Annotated in this window: 17 protein-coding genes and 1 riboswitch; of the genes, 7 read left to right on the forward strand and 10 right to left on the reverse strand. The window is 38.8% G+C overall.

Going from position 1 to position 16,711, the window contains the following annotated elements:
• Window positions 1–142 precede the first annotated feature (142 nt).
• Window positions 143–550, forward strand: a complete 408-nt coding sequence (locus M901_RS01925; protein WP_021276472.1) for an EF-hand domain protein — start codon at window positions 143–145, stop codon at window positions 548–550.
• 58 nt (window positions 551–608) lie between these two features.
• Window positions 609–926, forward strand: a complete 318-nt coding sequence (locus tag M901_RS01930) for a hypothetical protein (RefSeq protein ID WP_021276475.1) — start codon at window positions 609–611, stop codon at window positions 924–926.
• Here the strand turns inward: M901_RS01930 and M901_RS01935 are convergent.
• Window positions 923–1,252 carry a translation initiation factor gene (locus tag M901_RS01935; RefSeq protein WP_021276480.1) on the reverse strand — a complete coding sequence of 110 codons (330 nt, stop codon included), beginning with the start codon at window positions 1,250–1,252 and terminating at the stop codon, window positions 923–925. The genes M901_RS01930 and M901_RS01935 overlap by 4 nt on opposite strands.
• 24 nt (window positions 1,253–1,276) lie before the next feature.
• Here M901_RS01935 and M901_RS01940 point away from each other — a divergent pair, with 24 nt between their 5' ends.
• Both M901_RS01940 and M901_RS01945 read left to right on the forward strand, forming a co-directional pair.
• Window positions 1,277–1,822: a TVP38/TMEM64 family protein gene (locus M901_RS01940; RefSeq protein ID WP_021276473.1), complete on the forward strand. Its 546-nt coding sequence runs from the start codon at window positions 1,277–1,279 to the stop codon at window positions 1,820–1,822.
• Window positions 1,823–1,953: 131 nt separating this feature from the next.
• The gene (locus M901_RS01945; protein ID WP_021276478.1) at window positions 1,954–2,754 is read left to right on the forward strand and encodes a hypothetical protein; all 801 of its coding nucleotides are present in this window, start codon (window positions 1,954–1,956) and stop codon (window positions 2,752–2,754) included.
• On the opposite strand, the gene M901_RS01950 is transcribed toward M901_RS01945, so the two are convergent.
• The 5 genes from M901_RS01950 to M901_RS01970 all read right to left on the reverse strand — a co-directional run bounded on the left by M901_RS01950 (window position 2,751) and on the right by M901_RS01970 (window position 8,835).
• Window positions 2,751–4,784 (reverse strand): TonB-dependent receptor, encoded by a 2,034-nt coding sequence (locus M901_RS01950; RefSeq protein WP_021276486.1) that lies wholly within the window; start codon window positions 4,782–4,784, stop codon window positions 2,751–2,753. The two genes, M901_RS01945 and M901_RS01950, sit on opposite strands and share 4 nt — an antisense overlap.
• A gap of 50 nt (window positions 4,785–4,834) precedes the next feature.
• A riboswitch (TPP riboswitch) is annotated at window positions 4,835–4,946 on the reverse strand.
• Between the two features lie 151 nt (window positions 4,947–5,097).
• Window positions 5,098–5,475: a ribosome hibernation-promoting factor, HPF/YfiA family gene (gene hpf, locus M901_RS01955; protein WP_021276482.1), complete on the reverse strand. Its 378-nt coding sequence runs from the start codon at window positions 5,473–5,475 to the stop codon at window positions 5,098–5,100.
• Window positions 5,476–5,595: 120 nt separating this feature from the next.
• The gene (rpoN, locus tag M901_RS01960) at window positions 5,596–7,077 is read right to left on the reverse strand and encodes an RNA polymerase factor sigma-54 (protein WP_021276485.1); all 1,482 of its coding nucleotides are present in this window, start codon (window positions 7,075–7,077) and stop codon (window positions 5,596–5,598) included.
• 35 nt (window positions 7,078–7,112) lie between these two features.
• Window positions 7,113–7,847 carry an LPS export ABC transporter ATP-binding protein gene (lptB, locus tag M901_RS01965; protein ID WP_021276484.1) on the reverse strand — a complete coding sequence of 245 codons (735 nt, stop codon included), beginning with the start codon at window positions 7,845–7,847 and terminating at the stop codon, window positions 7,113–7,115.
• A 1-nt stretch (window position 7,848) separates the two neighbouring features.
• Window positions 7,849–8,835 (reverse strand): LptA/OstA family protein, encoded by a 987-nt coding sequence (locus tag M901_RS01970; RefSeq protein ID WP_157679765.1) that lies wholly within the window; start codon window positions 8,833–8,835, stop codon window positions 7,849–7,851.
• Between the two features lie 180 nt (window positions 8,836–9,015).
• Between M901_RS01970 and mutS the strand changes: the two genes are divergently transcribed.
• Window positions 9,016–11,676, forward strand: coding sequence for a DNA mismatch repair protein MutS (gene mutS / locus M901_RS01975; RefSeq protein WP_021276487.1), 2,661 nt, complete (start codon window positions 9,016–9,018; stop codon window positions 11,674–11,676).
• A 75-nt stretch (window positions 11,677–11,751) separates the two neighbouring features.
• Entirely contained in the window at window positions 11,752–12,012 is a 261-nt protein-coding gene (locus tag M901_RS01980; protein ID WP_021276476.1) for a PqqD family protein, read from the forward strand.
• Here M901_RS01980 and M901_RS01985 read toward each other — a convergent pair.
• Together M901_RS01985 and M901_RS01990 are read right to left on the reverse strand one after the other, a co-directional pair.
• Complete coding sequence (locus M901_RS01985; protein WP_021276477.1) at window positions 12,004–12,963, reverse strand: LysR family transcriptional regulator; 960 nt, start codon at window positions 12,961–12,963, stop codon at window positions 12,004–12,006. The genes M901_RS01980 and M901_RS01985 overlap by 9 nt on opposite strands.
• 60 nt (window positions 12,964–13,023) lie before the next feature.
• A complete protein-coding gene (locus M901_RS01990) occupies window positions 13,024–14,979 on the reverse strand; it encodes a BCCT family transporter (protein WP_034719614.1) in 1,956 nt (651 codons plus the stop codon).
• Between the two features lie 182 nt (window positions 14,980–15,161).
• On the opposite strand from M901_RS01990, the gene M901_RS01995 reads away from it, so the two are divergent.
• Window positions 15,162–15,761 carry an RDD family protein gene (locus M901_RS01995; protein ID WP_034719609.1) on the forward strand — a complete coding sequence of 200 codons (600 nt, stop codon included), beginning with the start codon at window positions 15,162–15,164 and terminating at the stop codon, window positions 15,759–15,761.
• On the opposite strand, the gene M901_RS02000 is transcribed toward M901_RS01995, so the two are convergent.
• Together M901_RS02000 and M901_RS02005 are read right to left on the reverse strand one after the other, a co-directional pair.
• Window positions 15,747–16,061: a hypothetical protein gene (locus M901_RS02000; RefSeq protein WP_034719611.1), complete on the reverse strand. Its 315-nt coding sequence runs from the start codon at window positions 16,059–16,061 to the stop codon at window positions 15,747–15,749. The two genes, M901_RS01995 and M901_RS02000, sit on opposite strands and share 15 nt — an antisense overlap.
• A gap of 95 nt (window positions 16,062–16,156) precedes the next feature.
• Complete coding sequence (locus M901_RS02005) at window positions 16,157–16,669, reverse strand: GNAT family N-acetyltransferase (protein ID WP_021276474.1); 513 nt, start codon at window positions 16,667–16,669, stop codon at window positions 16,157–16,159.
• Between the last annotated feature and the right edge of the window lie 42 nt (window positions 16,670–16,711).

Consider the following 16,711-nt stretch of genomic DNA (forward strand, 5'->3'; position numbering starts at 1 on the left):
TCAGAAGAAAAAGGTAGGAAAGTTGCGGCCAAAAAACTTGCGAGAAAGAGCCCGAGAAGCCCTAAGTCTTGGAATATTTGCATAATATTTTTGACCTGTTGAAAGATATCATAGAAAATATATTACATAGAAAGGAGCCTTTATGAAATACCTATTAATCTCTCTCTTAGTTCTTGGAACGACATCATGTGCCTTTAAGAAGGTGAATAAAACGTCTGATGATGTTGTAAGTTCAAGTTCTGATTCTGGTGATAAATTAGATGAATTGGAATTATTAGAGCTCGAAGAAGAAAAGAAAGAGAAGATGCAAAAGAATCAACAGGCCCAACTTCAAGTTCAACCCAAACCAACTCGTCGTCAAAAAGGTCAAATGAGTATTATTGACACCAATGCTGATGGGAAAATCTCTTACAAAGAATATATGCTTTCTAAAAAGGCCCTTTTTCAAAGACTTGATGCCAATAGAGACGGCTTCTTAACGATTGAAGAGCTCAAGGCCAGAAAGTATCAGGCCAGAACTGAAAGACTTAAAAGAAAAAAGAGAAATTAAACTCCTGAAAATTCTTCAATGAGATTGAGGCCAAATATAAATCAACCTATAGTGACTTATGAAAAAAATCTTACTGACTCTTTGCCTACTATTTTCAACTTACTCTATGGCCCTTGAAATTCAATGCCGCTCAAGTGTTGAAAATGTCGATATTGTTGTAAAAACTTCTCCCGACTCAGGATTTACTTATCTCTTATTCTTACAAGGAGATGCTGTTTCTCCAATGCCTATGGAAGAAGAAAACCTTAATATCACATCACAAGATGTCGACTTTAAAAATAATGATATTTCACTCCACCTTTCGCGTAGTGAATCTAATGGACTCATTATTCTTGAAAATCAGCAAATCATTCTAACAGAGTGTATTGAGTACTAGCCCTTGATAGTGAAGCCTTCTTTAATTAAGAAGGCACGGATCTTCTCTCTTTGATCCCCTTGAATCTCAATTTGCCCCTCTTTAAAGCTTCCACCAGTACCACAATGAGACTTCAACTTCTTAGCTAACTTCTTAAAGTAATCAGGATTCTCAGGAAGTTCAAAAATCACGGTAACTGACTTACCTCCTCTTCCCTTCTTTTCAATTCTTAACTTTAAAGTTGTTTGAGCTGGAACAATATCTTGATAAACAGGCTTCTTCTTATTCTTCTTAACAAGATTAACTCCTGAACCATCAGAACTATAAATAATATCGCCTTTAGACATAATCCCCTCTATACTTGAAGTGTTATGAGAAAAATAATACTGATTATTACATTCTTTGTCATACTCTTTATCCTAGCAGAACTTACAGGGCTAAGACAGATCGTCACAATTGATTATCTTCAATCCCTCTTTGTGAAAAATATTTTTATATCTTCCACTATATTCATCCTTCTTTTTTCTGCCGCCAATCTCATACAAATCCCGGGATGGATTTTTCTAGTTGCAGCGATCACATCACTTGGAAAATTCTACGGACCGCTACTCACTTACTTGGCAGCAGTCATTTCTTGTCTGGTTAGCTTTTACTTAGTAAATTATCTTGGAAAAGATGCACTAAAAAAAATCAAGAATCGATTTATTATCAAAACTCTCGACAACCTTGATCACACACCAATAAAGTCCATGCTCATTCTGAGACTAGTATTTCAAACCTTTCCACCTGTTAACTATGCCTTGGCATTATCAGGCGTCCAAGTGCGAGATTATCTGATCGCTTGTATTCTTGGGTTGCCCTTGCCTATAATAGTCTTAACAATATTTTTTGAAATTATTTTTGGAAGGTTCCTATAAAACAGACGTTAGTTTTCTTCTTTATTCTTACACTATCAAGTCATGTCCTTGCTCAGCAAACTAGCAACCTGGAGCGCGTTGACAAGGCCCAGAAAAAGGTCTCAAAAACCTGGAAAAGACTTATTGGAAACGTGGATAGCTTCTTTGTAAATGAAGATTTCGAAGAAGATATTAACGATTCTTATATTCGTTTTAATTACCGTGTTACTTTTGAAGAGGCCCGTCAAGAAGTGGTCGAAACTGATATCAAAGTCCGTGCAAAATTTCCTAAGATATCAAAGAAGGCCAACCTGATTCTTGAAAAGATTAATGAAGATGAAGACTCTAACTCATTTCTTACTAATGATGATCAGACACTGGTAAAGAATGAATTAGGTGACGGACTTAAGAACTCACGCTATGCCGCCGCCCTCAGATATTTTCTTTTAGAGAAGAAGCGTTGGAATATCTCCGCCGATGCGGGGATGCGAGTTGATGTTCCTCTAGATCCCTTTGTTAAATTTCGCTTAAAGAGAAGTTTCTTCTATAAGAAAAATGAGTTTTCACTTATTCAGAAAATTAATTACTATAGGATCGACGAACTTAGTGAAACAAGTGAGTTTATTTGGACTCGAGATATGGGGGATGAAAATAAATTAAAATTCGAAGTTTCTCTAGGCTGGGAAGAGAAGTCTCCCAAGTTCACAGGTAACCATACTCTCTCTTTCTTACATAAGCTCTCAACCCGTAGGGCCATCTCCTACTCTATCGGTACATCATATATTATAAAAGAAGCGGCCTATTACAACCGCTATCAAATCGCGACAAACTATCGTCAACTCATTTTTAAAGACTGGATCTTTGTCCAAGGGGCCATTGGAACAATCTTTAGAAAAGAAGAAGACTTCAGATCATCAGAATATATTTCAATGGCCATAGATATGGTCTTCTAGAATTTAAATTTCAAACTTGCTCCGTAAGTTCTTGGAGCACCACGATGAGTATATCTCTCATCACTCCAATTTGGTGGCATATTAGCAAAATAGAACCCTCGTTTGGCATAACTCTCATTAAAGATATTCTTCGCCCAAACAGAAATATTTAAAGACTTAAATTTGTGTCCCAAAACCAAATCAACTAATTGATAAGGAGTCGATTTCTGAGAGTGAGAATTTGAGTAATAGTAATTATCGCTCATAAAGTAATTCAAACTTGTATAGAAACCATGAGAGAAGTGATACTTCATAAAAGTGTTGAACTGATATTCAGGAGAATGAGGCATTTGTCTTCCCTTAAGATTTGTACTTTCATAAGAGTAATTACCATATTCTGTTTTAAGAAGACCGAGAGATGAAATAATATCTAATTGTGGAAGCGGTTTCCAGTCAGTCTCAAACTCTACTCCATAATTAAAACCATCTGTAGCATTGTCATTATAGAATGTATAAGAGCTTGGGTCCATTGGGTCATCTTGAAAAGATGTTTTAACCTGAATATCTTCTCGATACATCACAAAGGCCGAGAGCTTTGTCTCTAACTGTGATTCACTCCAAATCTTTTTCTGTCCAACTTCAAAACTATAGAGATTTTCCGCCTTAAACTTCTTGCGATTTTGCGGTACATCAGTAGAAGTATTAACTCCTCCCGCTTTATAACCTTTTGATAGCTTCAAGTAATAGAGATCAAGGGGCGCTGGCTTTATATTATATGTAAGATGTCCTCCAAACATTGTCTCATTTGGAGAAAAGTCATTTCCTAGACTATCCTGATAGTCAGCCTCTCGTCTCTCTATACGCAATCCATACCCAAAACTTGATTTCTCACTTAAAGAAGATTCATTTTCAAAATAAAGGGCGATTGTCTTTGCATCGTAGTCTCCAAAAGTATTCTTTCTCTGAGCATTATTCTTAAGGCCAAGCTCTTGGAAATCTTCTTTGCTCTTTTTAAAATATCCCCCAAAAATAAGTTTCTGATCTTTGACGAAACGCTGATCTAAGCTCCAGTCCTCACGTGTTTTTGGGAATACAATATCGTAATTATAATTAGCATTATAACCAGGAAGATCATTCCAGTAAGAATCATTTCCCCAATCCTCATCATAACTATAAACCTGTTTAGTATATTGATGAGTTAAAATCGTGATCGTCTGCCAACTCTGTGCAAATGTCTTTTCAAGTCTCAAGGCCTGTGAAAGAGTCTGCTGATCATCACGCCCAGGTTTATCTGAAATAGTCTTATTAGAATTAACATGATTGAAAATATCATAACCATTATCTGTATCAAAGAGATGAAGAGTTAAACGAGTTTTTAAACCACTAAAGCGACCTTCAAACTTTGAAATTGCAGAGAATTCATCAACTCCATTTGTGTCATCACGTTTAAGATAATCATTTCTAATATACCCATCAGAGTCTTTCTTAGAGAGGCTCAGAGAAGCCGTGATCTTATCATTTAGAGCACCTGCAAATCCAATAGACTCCTCCCAAGTTTTATAATTTCCAACCTTTAATGAGCCCTGTGCTTGAAATTTTTTCGATGGGTTCATCGATGTCATATGAATCATTCCCGCCAGTGCACTTGGACCGAGTCTCGTGGCCTGTGGTCCCTTGTAGACTTCCACTTGGGACATAGAAGTAAGGTCAACCCCACCAGAGATTCCACTATAATCAATATCATCGACTACGAAGCCGACACTATGATTTGGCATGCCTTCATAAGAAGAACGCTCTCCAATCCCACGAACCTGAAAGAATCTTCCCCGAGAAGTACCAGAGCTCATATTAAGATTAGGAATCGTTTTCAAAAGTTCATCAAAGTGCGAGGCCTCCTGGTCATCGACATCGTCAGCTGTTTTCAAACTCAATGAGCTAGACTCGCTATAAAGGTCTTTTTCAACAAGACTTCCATAAACAGTGATCGTCTCCATCCCCAGAGCATGGCCTGTGACAAGACTGATAAAAGAAGTGAATAATAGTTTTTTCATAGAATCTCCCTATAAATAGTGAGATTCGGCGCGGACGCAATTAGGTATGCAAAAAATGACTTCCTAATCCCTACGTCGGTGCTAACCGAATCAGGTTCAAAGGGTCCTTCGATGCAAAGTCAAAGTCTCAGCTCCCACGCAGGAGCACCCCTTTAGGATTTAATATCTCTTTTGCGAACGTATAATTATTTGAATGGCCTTGGCAAGATTTTTTTATGGTAGAGTAAAAAAGAAAAAGGACCCTAATTCTAGGGTCCTTTTATTCTCTCTTATTTAAAAGGGTGTTTCAGCACGTACCCTGTTAAAAAATAAATTAGGCAACGTCTTCGAAATTATTTTCGTCGTAATCAGTCCACGCTGCTTCTGGCTCAAGAATCTCAAGATCCTTGTGGGCCTTTCTACTTTTCTTAGCTGTAAGCTTTTCTTTCTTCTTATGAATTTGCTTCTCGATTTTCGCAACAACGAGATCGATTGTTTTATATAAACTATCTGAATGCCCTGTTGCATGATAATTGTAATTCGGTCCTTGAAGGTCAACCTCTGCGTAGTGGTTTCCTTCCTTAACATAGCAACTCCATTTGATTTGAGACTTGCCACCTAGATACTTAGACAACTTGCTTGATTTTTCATGAATCCTCTCGTCAAGAGATGGTGTGTGCTCAAGGTGTCTAAATGTGATAGTTACTTTCATAAACGTCCCGCTCCTAGATTTTTTCTTTTATGGCCTATCGTTCGTTGCGATGGCCGGGTGTTTGTTTTTTATCTCGTTTGTATGAGCTTAAGTCTAAACCTCCACTTTTAGAGTATCGCCCTATTTTACTTTTCGTTTGGCCGACGACAAAATCCCAAGCATTTCTCGATACTTAGCGACTGTTCGCCTGGCAACTTTTACGTCTTCTCGACTCAAAACATCGGCAATTTTTTGGTCCGAAAGAGGCTTCTTAGGGTTCTCAGCTTCAATCAATTCTTTGATCTTAAGCTTTAGAACTTCACCTGCGACATCGACACCACCATTCTTTCCACCGATTCCCGTGTTGAAGAAATACTTCAACTCAAACATTCCAATTGGCGTGTGCATATACTTATTAGAAGTCACACGAGATACTGTCGATTCGTGCATTCCAATTTCGTTGGCCACATCTTTTAGAACCATTGGCTTTAAATGTTTCGGTCCTTTCTTGAAAAAGTTTTGCTGTTTTTTCACAATACTATTGGCCACTCTTTCAATTGTTTTCTGTCGATTACCTATCGACTTAATTAGCCATAAAGCTGACTTTAATTTTTCTTGTACAAAATCTTTTGCTTCTTTATTTTCAAGACTATCAACAGAATTCAACATATCTTGATAAAGCTTTGAAATCCTTAGACGTGGAATCCCATCGTCATTGACTTGGACAACAAACTCTCCACCAACTTCAACAACATAAACATCTGGTGTTACATAGTGAGTATCACCTGATGAAACCAGTCGGCCTGGTTTAGGGTGAAAGTTATGAAGAAGCTTAGCTGTTTCTTCAATATGCTCTTGAGAAACACCTGTGGCCGCTTCAATTTTTTTGAAGTCTCTATTCTTTAAATCTGTTAAGTGATTTCTAATAATTTTTTCTAGTAATGGTGATCTCTCTTCAGCAATTCTGGCTTGAGCAAGAAGACAATCTGTTAGGTTCTCTGACCCACATCCAACGGGATCAAGTCTTTGAACTAACTCAAGAACATCAAGGGCCTCTTCTCTTTCAAATTTTTCAACGAAACCACTTGCTTCAAAAAGTTCATCAAAAGTTGTATCGAGGTACCCATCATCATTAATATTATGAATAATTTCCAGAGCAAGATTAAGTTCATCTGCGCTCAGGTCTTCCATTCTCAATTGCCACTCTAAGTGTTCAGCAAGAGACATTCCCTTTGAAACCATATTTTCATAGTTAGGCATTTCATCAGGAGATACTGGACCAGAGGCCATATTTGGTTGTGATGAAGTTGCATTGTAGCTATCAACATATTGTTGCCAATCAATACTATCATCTTGTTTGGATACGAGAGTGTCTTCGTTGAAATCTTGAGCCGACGCTTCCTTCCCATTTGATTCAAGCGATTCAAGACTATAGTCAGTGTTATCAGATGATCCCTCTCCTGCCCTCATCTCTTCGAGCATTGGATTCTCAACCATCTCATTGGCAATCATGTCAGTCATCTCTAGGTGATTCAACGTCAACAGTTTAATGGCCTGTTGAAGCTGAGGAGTCATCATAAGATTTTGACTAAGCTTTAAGTTTTGGGAAAGTTTAACTGCCATAAAAAAACACCTTCTAATTAGGTGGAGAAGCAGTCTTACATCTTAAACTCTTCTCCTAAGTAGAACTTCCGTGCTCTTTCGTTATTGACTATCTCCTCAGGCGTCCCGCTCACAAGGAGTTCACCACTATTCATGATATATGCTCGATCAACAATTCCTAGCGTCTCGCGAACATTGTGGTCTGTTATCAAAACACCGATATTTCTTCTCTTCAAACTTGTGATAACCGTTTGGATATCACTAACAGCAAGAGGATCAACACCAGCAAATGGTTCATCCAATAAAACAAACTTTGGCTCAAGTGCGAGGGTTCTTGCGATCTCCACTCTTCTTCTTTCTCCACCAGAGAGGGCCGAACCCTTTGAATCTCTAATGTGATCTAGACCAAAGTCTTTTATCAAAGAATTTAACAGCGTCTTCTTCTTGGCCTTAGGTAATAATCTATTCTCTAGGACCGCATAAATATTTGCTTCAACTGTTAAATCTCTAAATACCGAGGCTTCTTGGGGAAGATAACCAACCCCCTTTAAAGCTCTCTTATGAATTGGATCTAGTGTTAAGTCTTTTCCTGATAATGTGATTCCACCTTTATCAGCTTTCACTAGCCCAACGATCATATAAAATGATGTTGTCTTTCCAGCTCCGTTTGGTCCAAGTAGACCTACAACTTCACCTTGTTCAACATCCAAGCTTACATCTTTAACAACTGTACGACCGCTATAGGTTTTTTGAAGATTTTTCGCTTCAAGTTTCGCCTTCGTTTCGCTCATATTACCTCAGTTTGAAGTTAGTATTCGCGTCATCGACTTCGATCGTCTCGCTGTTCTCTCTGAGAATAATGATATTTCCTTTCAGAACATCACTATGTTGATAGACTTTTGGATATCCAAGTAAGACTATCTTTCCCTCTGAGTTATGACCTTCTAGTTTTTCACTGTAGGACTTTCTCTCAAAGCTTTTCTTCCCAGGAGGTTTCACAAGCTCCTTAACAATCACATCGTCATAAAGCGCAAAATACTTGAGTTTTTTATTATAGTTTTCTAGAAATATTTCTCCACTACGAGATAATGCGGTAACCCCTTGTTTTTTAATAGAAACATTACCATCCAAAGTGGCCATTTTCTCTATCATTTTGAAGGTCATTTTATCCGCTTTGAGAAAGACAGGGGCCTCATAAAGGCGCTTTCTCTCGATCTTCCCATCTACTGATCCACGGTAGTTCATCAGCTCTCTTTCAGGAAAGTAATCTAGCTCATCGCTATTAATTCTCACTTCATAGAATTGGTCGTAATTCTGAGTCTTAGAAAAGACATCGCCCTTGGCACTAACCAATTTATTCTCATCATCATACTTTAATGAATCGGAGTGAATTGTCGCCGTTCGACTTCTCACAACAACGCTACGATTCAGATGAAGAAACTTTCTTGCAACGTCATAGAAACCACTTTCAGAAGAGTAATAGATCGGCTCCCCTGTTCTAGAAAAGACAACACCATTAGGTCCCGTCAGAATTAACTGTCGAAGACTTTGGTTGTGGATCAATTCATCTGAAAAGAGGTGGAAGTTAGACTTGTCCTTTCCCACAAGGTAATAGTCGGCACGCTTGAAATAACTCTCACTGGCCAAGGAATCGGCCGAGTCATCCATATTATTCGAAAATCTGTCGTCATCCATATTTAGCGTGGCACTAAAGAAAATGACGCCGAAGCATATTATAAAGAACGCAGATAGAGTCGCGTTTTGTCGCCAATTTAACAAAGTCCCCTCCAGTGGGATACTTGTGTGGTTGAGTCTAGCAAAAATTATACCACAAGTGATTTGGAATACATAATTTCATATGCTTGATGCAGCTCTCCAAAATTCATCCTAGAAGCTTCACTGCCCCTATGGTATGTTCATTCTCCACACACAACATATAAATTCGAGGACTTGAGAGACATGTCACAACTTCAAATTGAAAAAATCGTCGCATCTGGTGTTAAGCTTACTCCAATGATGGAGCAGTATCATTCTATTAAGCTCAACTATCGCGAACATATTCTCTTCTTTAGGATGGGAGATTTCTACGAAGTTTTCTTTGAAGATGCTCAAAACACAACTCGCCTTTTAAATATTGCTCTCACTCATCGTGGAAAAATTGGGGACAACCCAATTCCAATGGCGGGAATTCCTCATCATGCTGCGGCCACTTATATTGATCGCATCACGGCACACGGAATGAAAGTTGCAATCTGTGAGCAAGTCCAAGACCCGAAAGAGGCCAAAGGAATTGTTCAACGTGCAGTAACTCAAGTTGTCAGTCCTGGGATCCCATATGATCTGGATAAATCAGACAGCACTCAAACTCATTACATTGTTTCAACTTATACTCAAGATGGTGAGTACTTTGCAATGGCCTTGGATTTTACAACCGGAGCCTTCAAAGGATACCAGGTAAAAACATTTGAAGACCTACTTGAGAAAGTTCGTGTTCTCTCTCCAAAGGAATTTATCACATACCTTGGACAGTGGGATGATCACGCTGAGATGGAGACTCTTCTCACTCACATGGGAACTCTTGTCACTCACCTATCTCAAGAATACTTTGATCCAAAGTACACGGAAATTTTCACAGAGAAATTAATTCCAACTTTTAAGCGTGATCAGGTGATTCAAGAAAATGCCCTGACTCTAGCACCAATTGGTGCCCTTGCTTATTATATTTGTTCAACTCAGTCTCTTGAGGAGTTCACGCACGTTCACCCATTCTCACTCGTCAGTGAAACAGGGTTTATGAAAGTCACAGTTCCAACTCTAACAGGACTTGAGATTCTCCCTAAATCTCGTGAGTCATATAGTGAATCACTTCTAGGATTTATGGATAAGACTAAGACTGCTCTTGGTTCAAGAATGTTAAAAGAAGTTTTTACAACTCCTCTAACAGATGCCAAGGCCATTACACAGAGACAATCTGTTGTAAGATACTTCCTTGATCAAGATGAAAAACTCATTGAAACGAGAGAGGAATTATCGACAATTCGAGATCTCGAAAGAATTCTAGCCAAGGTCGCGACGAATAAGGCCAATGCTGGAGACCTTCTCAATATTTCAAAATCAGTAGAGGTTTTCACGGCCCTATCTGAAACTCTTTCAGATCTTCCAATCAATATTTTCGCTGCTCTTAAAAAGAAAGAGCTGAAGTCACTTCAGGAGCTTAGAGCGACAATTGAGAAGACAATTAATGATGAGATTGGGGCCAATCTCGATAAGGGAAACCTTATTAAAGATGGGGCGCATCCAGAAAGAGATCGTCTTGCTAAACTTAGTCAAAATGCCTCTGGAGAGCTTCTCGCACTTGAGCAGAGATACCGCGATGAGACGGGAATACCAAAACTAAAAATTAAATCAAATAATGTGGCCGGTTACTTTATTGAAGTTTCAAAAACTCACACGGATAAAGTTCCAGCTTCTTTTATGAGAAGACAAACTCTTGTGAACTCTGAAAGATATATGACTGAAGAGCTCTCTGAGTTTGAAAAAGAAATGGTCATGGCCAAGGAGAGACTTGAAAAACTTGAAAGAGAAATCTTCAAGGCCATTATTGCTGAAGTTTCAGAGAAGACTCCGCTAATTAGAACACTTGCTTCAACTCTAGCTGATCTAGATATCCTCCAGTCATTTGCCTGGATTGCAAGAAGTGAAGACTTTAATTGTCCAGAGCTTAGTTCTGAAGTTAAAGAAGTTAAACTTGAAGGTGCATGGCACCCTTTAATTAAATCAGCAATTAAAGATCAATTTGTTTGTCATGATCTTAATTTAAATAATGACGCTTACTTCGGTCTTATTACAGGTCCAAACATGGCCGGTAAGACGACGGTAATGAGAGAGGTCGCCATTATTCAACTTCTCACTCAAATTGGTTCATTCGTTCCAGCAGCCGCCGCAAAGGTTTCACTATGTGACTACCTCTTTAGTCGTCTTGGAGCCAGTGATGATATTTTAAAAGGTCAATCAACTTTTATGGTTGAGATGGCAGAAACTGCTGAGATCATCAGACATGCAAGTGAGAGATCACTCATTATTTTAGATGAAGTTGGTCGAGGAACTTCGACTTACGATGGACTCTCTATCGCGTGGGCCCTTGTTGAACACTTTATTGAAAAGACAAAATCAATCTGTCTCTTTGCAACTCACTATCATGAACTGATTGAGCTTGCGAATAACTACCCACAGGCCAAAAACCTCACTGTTGAGACGATGAATAAGAACGGAAATGTTCAATTCCTCTACAGACTCATTGAGCAAGCGGCCTCACAAAGTTTTGGTATCTATGTTGCTAAGCTTGCAGGAATCCCAGATGACGTTCTAAAAAGAAGTCAGCAAATTCTTGGAACAATGGAAAAGAATCACAACTCAACTGATGGGCTTTTGACGAAGTCAGAAAAAGCTTCAAAAGCAGATGAGCAGCAATTGGACTTCTTTAGCATTGAAACAATAGCACAGGTCCCAGAACATCTTAAAAAAGTGGAAGATGAACTTTCATCTCTTGATTTGAATAATCTCACTCCACTTCAAGCTCTTAATAAACTCAATGAATTACAAGGCCAAGTCCGCCAGTAGTGGACTTGGTTTCGGCGATTCCGAAGCCCCCTAAGAATTTATTGAGAATTTAATCTGCGACTGTAGAATCAAGCTATGAGCGAGATTAATAAACAATACCCACAAAAGAAAGGACTGCTCGTTAAACAGAATGAAGCTGGATTTGTTCTAGTAAATGATAACGGAAAGTCTTATGCAACCAATGAAGTCATTAGAGATATCTGGCAACTCTCAGATGGGACTAAGTCTGTCGACTCGATAATTCAAGTCACCAAGTCTCACCATCAAAGTGCAAGTGTCGAGGCCATCGAATCCATTTTTGTCAAACTATCAATGGCCGATCTTATCTCACTTTAAGAGTTCATCAGAAATTTCAGAAACCTCAATTTGAAGCTCCACATCTTCATAGCGTGAAGGAATCTCAGAAAGTTTAGACTTAATTAATTCCTTAAGCTTTTTAATCGAAATTAGCCCCTCATCACCTCTTTTCCAAATGGCATAAAGGGGAAGCTTAACAGCTGACTCAAGAGTTAAAGATTTTAATCCTTCATAATCCCCAAGAGGATTCTGTGGAAGAATCATGATACAACGACCTCTTTGGCAAAGCTTTTTAATAAACTCAGGGTGGTCACTAAAGAGCTTTTCCTTTGGCACGATATCATTGGCCCTCAGATACTTATCAATCTCTCTATTTAAACCTTTGTCCCAAAAACTTTGAGCAAGTGGAATATTCTTAATAATATCTTTCTTATCGATGAACTTATCGTAGAGATCATCTGAACAACAAAAGTGAATTTCAAATGATCCAATCTCTGCATAATCCAAACTATTGCGACGAGGCTTTTGAAGAGAAATCGCCCAATCAATATTTCCGCGGCTCAAGTTCTCCATCAGAATTGTACTTTCGGCCTGCCTCAGGGTATTAACCGTTCCATACTCCGTATACATATCCCAATACTGAGAACAAAATTCCGCGGCAATATCATAAGAGATGGCCTCTTCGATTCCTACATTCACAGGATAACCGCCGACCACATCTTCTGAGAAAAACTCAAGGAGCTTGCTCCCCTCTTCAAACATCACCTTGCATCTTTCAAAGAGCAAATCACCATCAGAAGTTAACCTAAGACCTTTCGGTTCTCGAAAAAAGAGCTTACTCCCCAGTTTCGTCTCGAGCCTCTTAAGTTGCTCACTCATAGTTGATGGAGAAGTTCCCGTTGCCTGAGCTCCCTTTTTAAGAGATTGGGCCTTGGCCACTTCATAGAAGCTGTATAAATGATTCCAGTTGATATCTTTGAGTCTTTTCATGAAATCATAATAGCTTCGGTTTTACGACTTTTCAATTCGTAAAAACCGAAGCTATATTATTTATTCATAGAGTTCTGATCCAGAAACGTGGAGGAAGTGGACGTGTTTCTCATATTGAGTAATAGCATCTGCGATAATTTGGTCTTTGTTGTAACCGTAAATATCGTAGTGTTGTCCACCACTTAGAAGGAAAACTTCCGCTCGACAATAGGACTCGTTATCCTCTTGAGCATATTCTGGTGTGGCAAAACGTCTCAGTCTAATCGCGTAGTAGAAATCTTCTACTCCCGATTTTTTTACTTCAAGCTCCACCCTTTCTTCAGACTTTGTCACCTTGGACTCAAGACCAGATGAATTAAATTCTTTGCAAAGATCCTCAAGCGCCGGCTCAACAACATCCACCATATAGACCTTAACTTCTTTAAGTTTTGGATGGGTCACAAGTGATTCAATGCGATCCTTCCAACTTGTTGAGGCCTGAGCATATTGAACAGTTGTTGTATGGTTTTGAACTGAGTTCATCAGCATGTAATCTTGGCGTAGAGATTTCACGAATGCTCCGGCCGCAATAACAATGAGAAACATCATTGGAAAGGCCGAGGCAATTGTCATTGTCTGTAGAGCTCCTAGCCCACCAGCTAATAAGAGAGTTGCCGCAACAACACCCTCTAAAACGGCCCAAAAAACTCTTTGCCATACAGGTGGTTCTTCATCCCCACCAGAGGCAAGAGTGTCAATAACCAGTGATCCCGAGTCAGACGAACTGACAAAGAAGGTCACAACGAGAAATAATCCTAGAACCGCTAGTCCTGTGGACATTGGAAAGGCCTCAAAGAACTTAAAAAGAGCAACTGGAACATTTGAGTTCACAGTCTCGATAAGATCTTTTCCAGAGTCTTTCATTGCAAGAGCAATGGCAGAGTTCCCAAAAACAGTCATCCAAAGAAATGTAAATGCTGTAGGTACAAAGATAACCCCACACATGAATTCACGAATCGTTCTTCCTTTCGAAATTCTTGCAATGAAGATCCCAACAAATGGTGACCATGAAATCCACCATCCCCAATAAAGAAGTGTCCAACCGCCAATCCAAGATTCTTTCTTTTCATAGGCATAGAGATTAAAAGTTTTATAAACAATATCTGAAAGATAAGCACCGGTATTTTGGACATAGGACTTCATAATAAAGACCGTATCACCTAAAAGAATGACGGCCACAAGTAAAATCCCTGCAAGGGCTAAGTTGATATTAGAGAGCTTCTTAATCCCCCCATCAAGCCCGAGAACAACAGAGATTGTTGCGAGACAAGTAATCCCCGCGATCAGCATAACTTGAATAGTTGTACTTTGCTCAATTCCAAAGAGATAACTTAAACCAGCATTAACCTGAGTCACTCCATATCCAAGAGAAGTTGCCACTCCAAACATCGTTCCGATAATGGCAAAGGTATCAATGAAATCACCAATCTTTCCGTGAATACGCTCTCCAATAATTGGATAGAAAGCTGACCGTGGAAGAAGTGGTAATTCTTTTCTATAACAAAAGTAAGCTAAGATTACGGCAAGTGTAGAGTAAATCGCCCAAGCATGAAGACCCCAGTGAAAGAAGGTAATCTTCATTGCCTCCCTGGCCGCATCAATGCTCAGAGGCTCTCCAACAGGTGGAGACGTTAAGTGCATAATTGGCTCGGCAACTCCAAAGAAAAGTAGCCCAATCCCCATTCCCGCCGAAAATAGCATCGCAAACCAAGAAATATTTGAATACTCTGGTTCGGAATGATCAGGTCCCAATCTAATATCACCCATTCGGCTAATCATCAGCCATAGAGAAAAGATCATAATGGCGCCTACTGATAAGATATAGATCCAACTCGTATTTGTGATGAGCCAGCCCTGAATATCATTAAAGACACTTTCTAAAAATTTGGGAAAAACAGATCCCAGAATAGTAATCAAGAGAATAAATCCACATGATGAAAAGAACACTGTTTTGTTCAGTTGTTTTGGTTGGTCGATAAACCCCTCCAAGTTAATTAATATGTATCAATATAATCGGACATTCTTTAATCTGAAGTAATCAATTAAAGGCCAACTTAGGTAAAACCAAACAGCTCAAGTAAATATGTAGAATTTGCCGCCTCCATTGAAACAAAGGAAGATCATTTATTTTCTCTAAGCCCCTACCGATAGGGCTTATGATGGAAAAAGCGAAGACCTTTACAACTATTCACAATCTCACACCTAAACTTCCTGCTAAGAATGAAGTCAGAAAGAGTCGAACATATGCATTTGTTTTTGATCTCTACTGTATTGTTCTTCTGACTAATTTTATCTGCTTTACTTGGATGAGCTTTGTGAATGGCTTCATTACAAATATGGCCCTTACCCATCGAGATGTTGCGAAAACTCTCTTTTCTGGTTCATACAACCTCTCACTGGCCATTGTTTACACTAGTTACTTTTTCTTCTCTTATTATCTCAATAACGGGAAGACCCTAGGAAAGATGCTTTTTAAACTTCAAGTTTATGGAAATGGAAATAGAAATGGGGAATTAAGTGCTAAAGAAGCATTTACGAGATCTGTTGGTTATCTCTTTTGTAACCTCCTCTCATTTATTCCATTTGTCACAATCTACTTTAGAAAAGATATGAAGAGTATTGCCGATTATATCTCTAAGACTCATGTTCTTAGAGAAGATGAAGCGGCTATTCTAGATTCACTAGAAGAGAAGCCAATGGCACAAGTCGAGCTCTTCCCTGAAGACCCTGTTGCACACAGGCTTTCAAAGATCGCTTAAATTAAGATTTGCAAAAAGCTTTCTCGCTTTTACCGTGATTTTATGAAGAAGTTTCTCTTCTTCTGTCATCTGTTCTTCTGGGGGAATTCCCTTAACAAAGGGCTTCATAATTGACGAGCGCCCATGGCCACGGACTTCAATTGATTCATCAGAATTTTCCCAAGGCCTTTGCAGCCTCTTCTTAGCGGCACCCTTTTGGCGCAACTTAGCCTTCTTCTCTTTTCTCTTTAAGATAATTTCGAGTAAGGAGTCACTTTCCTGTGAATTTTTCTTTTTTACGTCCTGTAATGTAATGGCCATGTTTTAATGATACTTTAAGTAGCAAAAAATTCAAGTGTCTTTATAAATATGGCAAAATTGAGACAAAAAAGCCCCTCAAAAGAGGGGCCTTGAGTTTATGCAAGCTTATATTTGTAGAGGTGAAATCCTTCCTCATAATAATCTTTTAAAATTCCATCATTATAAGAAACGACCTCAAACTTCTTTTCAGCAATTTTTTCAAACCCATATCTCTCATAGGCCTTGATTGCCCAATGAGCTTTAGGATGAGCGATAAGGATCATTGAGTCCTGCCCTCTTTTACGAGAATCTTTTTCTGCAAATTTAATTAAGTCCTTACCAAAACCTTTTCCGGTTTCATCTGCATCAAGATAAACATATCCCAGATAAGTATCCTTACCAAAGTATTGTGTTGTGACTGTTCCAACAATCTTTCCATCGTCCTTCTTACCGACGAAGAAATTTCTTTTTTTAAAGTTGTCTTCTGCCCACTTCTCATCAACATAGTGTTGGTCATAATCTTTCTCTGCTAGAAATGGTTCATACCAAGATGCTGAAGAACGAATAATTTCTGCAACTCTTCCCATATCATTCATACTTGCTTTTTCAATATCAATACTTTCTTTCATCTAAACTCCTAATAAGTTCATTAATAATTGCGACAGGGCCAG

It is taken from the genome of Bacteriovorax sp. DB6_IX (assembly GCF_000447775.1).
GTDB lineage: Bacteria > Bdellovibrionota > Bacteriovoracia > Bacteriovoracales > Bacteriovoracaceae > Halobacteriovorax_A.

Coding starts and splice junctions, on each gene's coding strand:
- M901_RS02000 (WP_034719611.1), bottom strand. CDS start 16,061: ATGGCCATTACATTACAGGACGTAAAAAAGAAAAATTCACAGGAAAGT.
- rpoN (WP_021276485.1), bottom strand. CDS start 7,077: ATGGCAGTTAAACTTTCCCAAAACTTAAAGCTTAGTCAAAATCTTATG.
- M901_RS01930 (WP_021276475.1), top strand. CDS start 609: ATGAAAAAAATCTTACTGACTCTTTGCCTACTATTTTCAACTTACTCT.
- lptB (WP_021276484.1), bottom strand. CDS start 7,847: ATGAGCGAAACGAAGGCGAAACTTGAAGCGAAAAATCTTCAAAAAACC.
- M901_RS01980 (WP_021276476.1), top strand. CDS start 11,752: ATGAGCGAGATTAATAAACAATACCCACAAAAGAAAGGACTGCTCGTT.
- M901_RS01935 (WP_021276480.1), bottom strand. CDS start 1,252: ATGTCTAAAGGCGATATTATTTATAGTTCTGATGGTTCAGGAGTTAAT.
- M901_RS01940 (WP_021276473.1), top strand. CDS start 1,277: ATGAGAAAAATAATACTGATTATTACATTCTTTGTCATACTCTTTATC.
- M901_RS02005 (WP_021276474.1), bottom strand. CDS start 16,669: ATGAAAGAAAGTATTGATATTGAAAAAGCAAGTATGAATGATATGGGA.
- M901_RS01950 (WP_021276486.1), bottom strand. CDS start 4,784: ATGAAAAAACTATTATTCACTTCTTTTATCAGTCTTGTCACAGGCCAT.
- M901_RS01995 (WP_034719609.1), top strand. CDS start 15,162: ATGGAAAAAGCGAAGACCTTTACAACTATTCACAATCTCACACCTAAA.
- M901_RS01985 (WP_021276477.1), bottom strand. CDS start 12,963: ATGAAAAGACTCAAAGATATCAACTGGAATCATTTATACAGCTTCTAT.
- hpf (WP_021276482.1), bottom strand. CDS start 5,475: ATGAAAGTAACTATCACATTTAGACACCTTGAGCACACACCATCTCTT.
- M901_RS01925 (WP_021276472.1), top strand. CDS start 143: ATGAAATACCTATTAATCTCTCTCTTAGTTCTTGGAACGACATCATGT.
- mutS (WP_021276487.1), top strand. CDS start 9,016: ATGTCACAACTTCAAATTGAAAAAATCGTCGCATCTGGTGTTAAGCTT.